At 43.8% G+C, this 9,099-nt stretch carries 2 protein-coding genes; one reads left to right on the top strand and one right to left on the bottom strand.

The window, feature by feature from the left end; all coding sequences use genetic code 11:
• The coding region (locus ACP6PM_RS34425; RefSeq protein WP_426591367.1) for a hypothetical protein at positions 1 to 224 on the bottom strand (224 nt) is incomplete at its 3' end.
• A 61-nt stretch (positions 225 to 285) separates the two neighbouring features.
• Here ACP6PM_RS34425 and ACP6PM_RS34420 point away from each other — a divergent pair.
• The gene (locus tag ACP6PM_RS34420) at positions 286 to 8,889 is read left to right on the top strand and encodes a transporter substrate-binding domain-containing protein (RefSeq protein ID WP_426591366.1); all 8,604 of its coding nucleotides are present in this window, start codon (positions 286 to 288) and stop codon (positions 8,887 to 8,889) included.
• The last annotated feature ends 210 nt before the right edge of the window (positions 8,890 to 9,099 follow it).

The following is a 9,099-nucleotide window of genomic DNA, read 5'->3' as shown; positions in this document are numbered from 1 at the left end:
ACAAGCTCTTCAGGAACTGCCAATACCTCTGGAGAGACAAGCTCTTCCGATACCTCTGGAGGAACAAGCTCTTCAGGAACTGCCAATACCTCTGGAGAGACAAGCTCTTCAGGAACTGCCAATACCTCTGGAGGGACAAGCTCTTCCGATGACTCGAAAAGTATAGAATTACCAAAAATGTTGGCGATCGCCAAGGTAGAGAATTTTAACCTCAGCGATCTCACTCCCTCAGTCCTTGACTCAGTTATCGACTATATCGACATTCCAATCGGGAGTGCCGAATTTATGGTAGCGACCAAAGACATAAAAGGCCATCGTCATGAAACCTTGGGTCCCATTGATCTTCCTATGGGATTAAATGCCATTGGTGTTTTAGATTTTAAGAGTATTGAGGACGACTCTAAGTCCTTCTTCAAAATGTTTAAGGATGCAGGTCTAGACACCGCAGCCCTTCATTTGGGAATGGGCATAAAAAACTTGGGTAAACCAACTCAAGAGGTGGGGATTGGTTTGAAGTCTCTAATTCAAGGTGATTTTAGTCTCTTACCCGAGTTACCCGAGTTTCTAAAACCCTTTGACCTCAGATTTCATAAAGCCACTGCAAATGTTGGTGTAAAACTAGGAACAACATCAAAGTTCAATCTTGGTATTAGCGGAAATCTGCGTTTAGAGGGCTACGATCCAACTAAAGATAATGAACCCACTATGGATCTTTTTGGGAGCTTAAGTGGCAGTTTAGAAGTGGGCGCAACTCAAACCCTAAATCTTAAGGGAGCGCTTCAAGCTCAGACTCTTAAAGAAGAAATACAAGAAGACGGTACAACTAAGTTGGTTCCGGGCGGTGGTTGGGAAAATCCCTTTAGTTTACCGGCCTCAGAATTACGAAACATTGCTATTGCTGTAGAAGGTTCTTATCAATTCGGTGCTCCTGCTCCGGTTCTCTCTACTATTGGCTATGTAGGAGATTTGAAGTTTGGAGACTATAACTTTAAACTGGCAAAGAATGTTGAGATTAAAAACCCTCAGAAATTTACATTTGCACTAACAGCGCTCGAACCAGTCAGATTGCGTCACGTTATAAGCCAGATGTTAGTTCCCGGTCCATTTGTAGATTATGCGTTGGCCGCAGCAGCAGAAAACCTTGACTGGTTTGAGGATGCCTTAGACTTTGTTGATGAGACAATTCTTGCTGCCAATGTTGTTTCAGCAGATAATCTTGATGCAAACAAAGGTGTTGATAAGCTAATCAAACGGCAAGAAGACCTCCTTGTTGAAAAGCAGGGACAAAACGCATCCCAAGAAGAGATTGAGTCCATACAAGAAGAAATCGCAGAGCTAAAACAGGATGCAATTGATGCCTACTCCTTAATTCAGAAACGTGAGGAACAGTTAGAGAATGATAATTTGACGCAAACAGAAATCAATAAACTCAAAGAAGAAATAGACGTCTTAGAAACAACCCTCGATCCACTGATTCAAATTGTCCCTACTGCAACCAAAATTGCCCAAACTACTTTGTTACCAGGTTTGGGTATCAATGCTCGAGTCAATCTATGGGGAGCAGTAGGAATGTTTAGCTTAAATGCCAATCCGTTCTCTGCAGTTCCCAGTTTAGATGGATTTTTGAGAATCCCCCGACTTGATGTTGGTAATCTAGGATATGTAATCATTGAGGGGATTGAAAATCCGGTAGCTGGTGGCACGGATACAGATTTAAATATTGATCTGAAAGTTAACACGACTGAGCAATATTTGCGAGGTGATGGTCGCATAGAAATATTCGGACATGAAGTAGCCAAAGCTGATTTTGAAATTTCATCATCTGGCATACAAATCAAGGACTTTGACTTCGATTTGCCTTTAATGAAGTTAGATATTAACGATCTTGCTGTTTACTCCAAGCCTAAAGACATTGACGGAGTTAATGTTATTGCTCAAGGTGACGGTAGTTTTGAGCTTTTCGGTAAGAAAGTTGCTGATACAGATTTTGAAATTACTACATCCGGTATTGATATTGACTACTTCAATTTAGATGTGGGTGTAATTGAGTTAAATGTTAATGATTTGTTGGTTGACTTTAACAATCCAGCAGCCAGTGGCCAAGCAAACGTTAAGGTCTTTAATCAAGAAGTGGCAGCAGTTGACTTTGAGTTTACGCCAGAAGAATTTAAGTTAAAAGAGTTTGATTTGCCTATAAGTCCGTTGCTCCAAATAGATGTGGATAATCTGGTATTCGATCCACAAACAGGAAACAGCAGCGGAACAGGAGCGCTAAAAATGTTAGGTCAGACAGATCCAGTTGGGGAAGTCTCGATCAAGAGTACAGGAAATCAACTGACTATTGATGGTGACATGGATCTGTTATTTGGTCTTGTAGAAGTTGAGGATGCCAAGGTTGATGTTAAGGGTTTAAACAATGCTGAAATCGTCGGTGCAGTTAAATTCTTGGATCGAGAACTGGCAGGTACTAGCATCATCTTAAAAGATGATAAACTCACCGTAAAAGGTAGCTTGTCTGTTCTGATGCCATTTGTAGGGAATTTGAAGACTGAAATCACAATTACAGCCACACCAAGCAATGCCACAGTTAGGGTTGATACATCATTTGGCGGTTTTGATGTTGCTCTGATCGATTTAGAGAATATGGATGATTTAGTCGTCAAAGTGGCAGAGGAAGTCGGAGGTGCTCAATTTGTTGAGGCGTTTAATGATGTGGCCGATTTTGGTATTCAAACCATTAACTCTGCTACAAATTTTGTATCCACCAGCTTTGATTCAAGCTTCAGTATTGCGGAAAATACTTTTAATGCGGTGATTAGCAGTATTGGTAGTGTTAGTAGTGGTGTCATCAATGGAATAAGCAATTTCTTTGGCATAGGAGGACGCAACAAGGATAGCTCTGAAACTCTCAACGGCAGGCACGATCGGAATGACAAAATTGATGGTTATGGTGGGAACGATAGGATATTTGGTGAAGGCGGAAATGACCACCTAATTGGTGGCTCAGGAAACGATGAACTACATGGCTGGTATGGCACAGATAGACTCAATGGTGGGGATGGTAATGACACACTATACGGTCAACAGGATACAGATTTACTCTTTGGTGATAGTGGCGATGACTATATAGAAGGTAATGATGGAAATGATGAACTACACGGCTGGTATGGGAAAGACACCCTAAAAGGTGGCAGTGGCCGTGACATATTCTACGCTCAACAAGATAATGATTTACTGTATGGTGAATCTGGTGATGACAAACTTGATGGAGGTTCTGGTAAAGACATACTCTATGGTGGTTCTGGCAACGATTATCTAATCGGTGGTGATGAACGATCTACCAGCGGAAATGATATTCTTTATGGCGGGTATGGCAATGACTCTCTTGATGGGGGGTGGGGCTATGATTGGCTCTATGGCGGATATGGTAACGATTATCTCTATGGTGATGATGAAAACGATGCACTTCGTGGTGAAGATGGCAATGACTATCTTCATGGGGGCAATCAAAACGACGATGTCCATGGTGGTAACGGTAACGACACACTTGATGGCGGATATGGTAACGATTATCTCCAGGGCCAAAATGGCAACGATAATCTCTATGGCGGATCTGGCAACGATAATCTCTATGGAGGATCTGGCAACGATAATCTCTATGGAGGATCTGGCAACGATAATCTCTATGGCAATTCGGGAAATGATACTATCTCTGGCGGTTGGGGAAATGATAATATTGGAGGTCACGGAGGTGATGATATCTTGATGGGTGGAGATGGAAACGATTATCTTGATGGTGGCTCTGGCAACGATTATCTTGATGGTGGCTCTGGCAACGATTATCTTGATGGTGGCTCTGGCAACGATTATCTTGATGGTGGTGCTGGGAATGACACTCTCTGGGCTGGCAATACTAATAACCAAAATAGGCTCAATGGTGGAGATGGTGATGATCTCCTCAGAGGATATAGTGGCAACGACTTGCTTGATGGTGGTGCTGGCAACGATACCCTCCTAGGATTTGATGGTAGCGTGTTCGATAATGGTAGCGACTTGCTTGATGGTGGTGCTGGTGATGATTTCCTTGATGGTGGTAATGGTGACGATATCCTCAAGCCAGGCAAGGGTAACGATACCATTGATGGTGGAGAGGGTAGCGATCTCCTGATCTTATCTGGAACCAAAGACAACTATACCATTACAGACACCTCAACGGGCAAGGAAATTATAGACAAGCGTGACAACAGCAAAAACATTGTCACTGGAGTAGAATTTATTTCCTACGAACAACAACAAGACGGAAGTGCTGCTAACGGCCCCTTAGCCAATGCCACAGCCTTCATTGATACCAACGGCAACTTCCAACTAGACGAGGGAGAAACTCAAACCACCACCGATAACAGCGGAGAATATAGTTTACCCTACGAGCTGGAAGAGTTAGACCGCAATGGAGACGGAAAAGTTGACGCTCAAGAAGGGCAAATAGTAGTCATCGGTGGTACAGACACCAGCACCGGACTACCGGGAACCCTTCCTTTGATTTCTCAAATAAGTGCAACAGGAGAAGACACCAGCACCACCCCACTCACCACCCTGAAAGCAGTATTATCCGCTCAGGGAATAGCAGAGGCAGAAGTAGAAACCCTACTCAACAAAATCACCGGATTTTCCTTAGAGTCTCTATCCCAACCATTAGACAACTTCGATGCTTACAGTGCCATTGGAGCAGGAGACGATACCGGAATAGACATTGCCTCTGGTCACATCAAAATAATGAACCTACTACTCAACGGCACAACCTTCCTAGAAGCAGCAGGATATGAAGAGTCAGACGGTCAAATACAGGTAATTAAGGCTCTGGGAGAAGTATTAGAAACAGTAGAAAGTTTCGACTTCAGCAAAAACAACGACCTGCGGAAATTCTACAACCAATTAACCGAGCAACTGAACCTAGAAGTTAATAATGAAACCATCATTGAACTCAGTGAATTAGTCGCTCAAAGCAACAACCTCATTGATGAATTAGTAGAACAAACATTATCTAGTTCTGTTAATGACGTACTACCGAGTATCAACCCAATTAAACGTGCAGTCTACAGCACCCTACCCAACCTCACAGAACAACTCGTCAAAGGAGAAATTACCCCCGAAGAGTCTCAAACCCAACTCCAGGAAATACTTAAAGGAGACACCTTCCTAGTAGATTTCGCCCTCAACGAAGACCGCACAGTCAAAGTCAGTGTTGGGGATGGAACTGTAGAAGAAGAAAACAGTGAGCTAGACCTGGAAGCGTTGCTCGCAGGAGAAAACAGCGACCTAGACCTGGAAGCGTTTCTCGAAGAAGAAAATGGTGAGCTAGACCTAGAAGCTTTGCTCGAAGGAGAAAACAGCGATGAGGAAAAATTGGTCGAAGGAGAAAAAAACTCCACCATAACAGTTACAGAAGGAGAAGACAGCAAGGGTCAATTTATTATTACCCTGGGCGAAGCAGCTCCACCCCAAGGACTAAAAATTCTCTATACCATCTCCGGTACAGCAACTCTAGGACAAGACTACAAAAATAGCGAAGGTTTATTTGGAGAGATAGATGTTGAACCAGGGGCAACCGAAGCTGTTATCGACCTCGAAATATTAGACGATAACATTTCCGAAACCCCAGAAAGCATCACCATTAACCTCAAATATGTAGGAGAAGGTTATGCACTAGACCCCATAGAGAAAACAGCAGTTCTCCAAATTAACGATAACGACGAAGGGGAAAGCAGCAATGCCACAACAGGAATAGAAGAAACCGGAACCCCCGAAGACGATAACATTAATGGAGCAGAAGAAAACGATATTCTCTCTGGTGGTGCAGGTAGTGACACTATTAAAGGTCGTCAAGGTAACGACGATATCGAAGGTAACTTTGGCGCTGATGTCTTAGAAGGCAACGCCGGAGACGACATTATTGCTGGTGGTTCAGAAAACGACACCATCAAAGGCGGTCAAGGTAACGACCAACTCCAAGGAGATGCAGGAGACGACCAACTAGAAGGCAACAGTGGCAACGACGTTATCCGAGGCGGTACTGGCAACGATGTCTTAGAAGGAAACAACGATAATGACTGGTTATTAGGAGAAGCAGGAGAAGATATTCTCATCGGTGGCAAAGGAGTAGACTTGCTCAACGGTGGAGAAGGTGCAGATGTGTTCTACTTCCAAGCACCCAACGAAGGAGGCGACCTCATTGTAGATTTTGACCCCACTCAAGGCGATAAAATTCAAGTCTCTGCTTCTGGGTTTAACACCGACTCCCTGGAAGACTTCAGTATCCTCGCTGGAACCCTTTACTACAAACAACAAGAACTGGCACTACTGCAAAACAACGGCCAAACCTATAACCACTTTGGCAACTTAGCCGACATTATTGAAATTGTTAGCGAACCAGAACAACAAACAGCAGCAACAGGAACAGAAGTTTCTGTAGATATGGAACTCGGTGTCGCCCAAGCCAACTCAGTAGAAAATTCCCAAACTACTATTTTAGACGAAATTATCAAACGAGGCAATCTCAAAGTTGCCACTTCCGCCGATGCTAATGAATTTGACCTAGAATTTGCTCGTACCATAGCTGCTGCCCTATTTGGAGATACCAGCAAAGTTAATACAGTATCCAATGAATTGTCAACATCCTTAGAAAGGGTAGCAAATGGTCAAGCAGACCTAGCATCCGGCATTACCCAAACCTTGGGACGGGATGCCAGTCAGAAAATTGACTTCAGTCCAGTCTACTATTACGAGGAACAAGACGGAACAACAAACCCCATCGCCCTAGCATTACCAGAAAACGACTCTCAATGGGCCGATGTAGTCCGGTGGGTAAATTACGTCCCCATTCAAGCAGAAGAATTTGGCATTAGCTCAGAAAATATCGACAAAATAATCGCCTTCAATACCGACGACAACGAGAATAATGACTCCGCTCCCGAAATTCGTCGTTTCCTGGGTATAGAAGGAGAATTAGGAGCCTCTCTAGGACTTCCTGAGAGCTTCGCAGTTAACGTTATTAAAGAAGTAGGTAACTACAGCGAAATTTACGAGCGTCATTACCCAGAGCAACAACGAAACCAGAACTTACTCTGGAGCGATGGCGGTCTGCTCTATTCTCCTCCATTCTCTGGTGACGAGATAGACATATCCTTAAACAATAACGACAACCGCAACCTACTCAAACGAATCAAAAACCGTGGAGTCTTAAAACTAGGACTTCCTGGCAATAACCCTGGTTTTGCTGTACAGACAGAAAATGGAGAATATGAAGGATTCGATGTTGACCTAGGAAAAGCGATCGCTGCTGCCCTATTTGAAGACCCAAGCAAACTGGAAATTACAGAGCAGTCATTACCATCTGCTTTCGGCAATACCGCTAATGGTGTAGTAGATGTCTCAGCAATGGGCATCACCCATAATCTCCTGCGAGATGCCACTTTAGGTATTGACTTCAGTCCTAGCTATATCTATACCGGACAGGGAGTATTAGTTCGTTCCGATAGCGGTATTAGCGTTTTACCAGCTCTCAACGGTCGTCGCGTCGGGGTTCTCCAAGGAGCTACTGCCTTACAAAACCTCGAAGACACTTTCACAGAATTAGGTGGAGATATTATCCCAGTTGAATTTGCCACCAACGATGAAATGTTTGCAGCTTATGAAGCAGGGGAAGTAGATGCCGTCACCACTGACCTCACCATTCTCAGTGGGCGACTAGAGACTTTATCTAATCCTGACCAGCATCGCATTCTTAACGATGTTCTCTCCAAAGAACCTTTAGGTCTGATAACAGACGAAAATCAGTCAGAATGGTCAGATGTAGTTCGCTGGGTAACTAATGCTTTAGTTCAGGCAGAAGAATATGGCATTACCTCCGAAAACATTGATGATTTAATCGACAAAAATATAGACAATAATCCTGATAATGATTCCGACTCAGCTATTCGCGAGTTTCTCGGTATCGAAGGAAATATTGGTAAAGTCCTGGGACTGAAAAACGATTTCGTTGTCAATATTATCAAAGCAGTTGGTAACTACAGCGAAATCTACGAACGCAACTTTGACTCAGACGTTCTGCGTCGGGAGGAAAATGAACTAGCAAGCAACTTTGGCTTGCAGTATGCTCCACCATTAGGAGAGGAAGTATCTCCAGCAGAACAAGAAGAATTAGGTAGTGGGGATGACGTTTACGAAATCCAACCAAGTACCCTAGAAGACAACCCTGACGGTTTCCAAGCTGGAGATGGTAATGACCGAGTGACTGGTTCCATACGTTCAGATTCAATTTCCGGCGGTCAAGGGGAAGACACCATCAGTGGAAATGATGGAGAAGATGTGATAGCTGGTGGCCCTGGTCACGATTATCTCTATGGTAAGGATGATGATGACATTTTGGAAGGTCGTCCTGGCAACGATCGTCTCTTTGGTGGTCCTGGGGACGATGAATTAAGAGGTGGTCAAGGTCGGGATAACCTCAACGGTGGTGCAGGTAACGACATTTTGATTGGTGGGGCGAGTAAAGACCGATTTGTCTTTGCCACCAACGAGGAGTTTGATACTGAGGCACTAGGTAGCGATCTGATTACTGATTTTAATCCTGGTCACGATATGATTGTGTTGGATAAAGATACATTTACCATTCTTGAGAGCGAGTCGGGAACAGGTTTCAGTATAGAAACTGAGTTTGCTACCGTTACTAATAATGCTGCTACTTCCGAAGCGTCAATTGTTTATAACAGTGATAACGGCAAATTGTTCTACAATCAGAATGGTAGCGAACCCGGTTTTGGCGAAGGCGGCGAGTTTGCAGTGTTAGCTGGCCAACCGGCTATTAGTGGTGATGATTTCTTGATTCGATAGGATAGTCAGGACTTACAGCGCTTTCCGTTATTATGAGGTAGACCCATCGCGGGCAAGATGCCCGCACTACAATATTTTCATCATTGACTCTGTACATCATTTCTCCGAAATTTGCTGTATCTCAAATCCGGATAATTACTGTAGCCAAGTCCGCAGCGACTGGAACGGAGTGGAAGGAAGCAATCTCAGAGGTTGCGCGAGATTGCTTCC

The organism is Dapis brunnea BLCC-M229 (assembly GCF_050015995.1).
Classification (GTDB): Bacteria; Cyanobacteriota; Cyanobacteriia; order Cyanobacteriales; family Microcoleaceae; genus Trichodesmium.
This window is presented reverse-complemented; position numbering and strand designations above follow the sequence as displayed.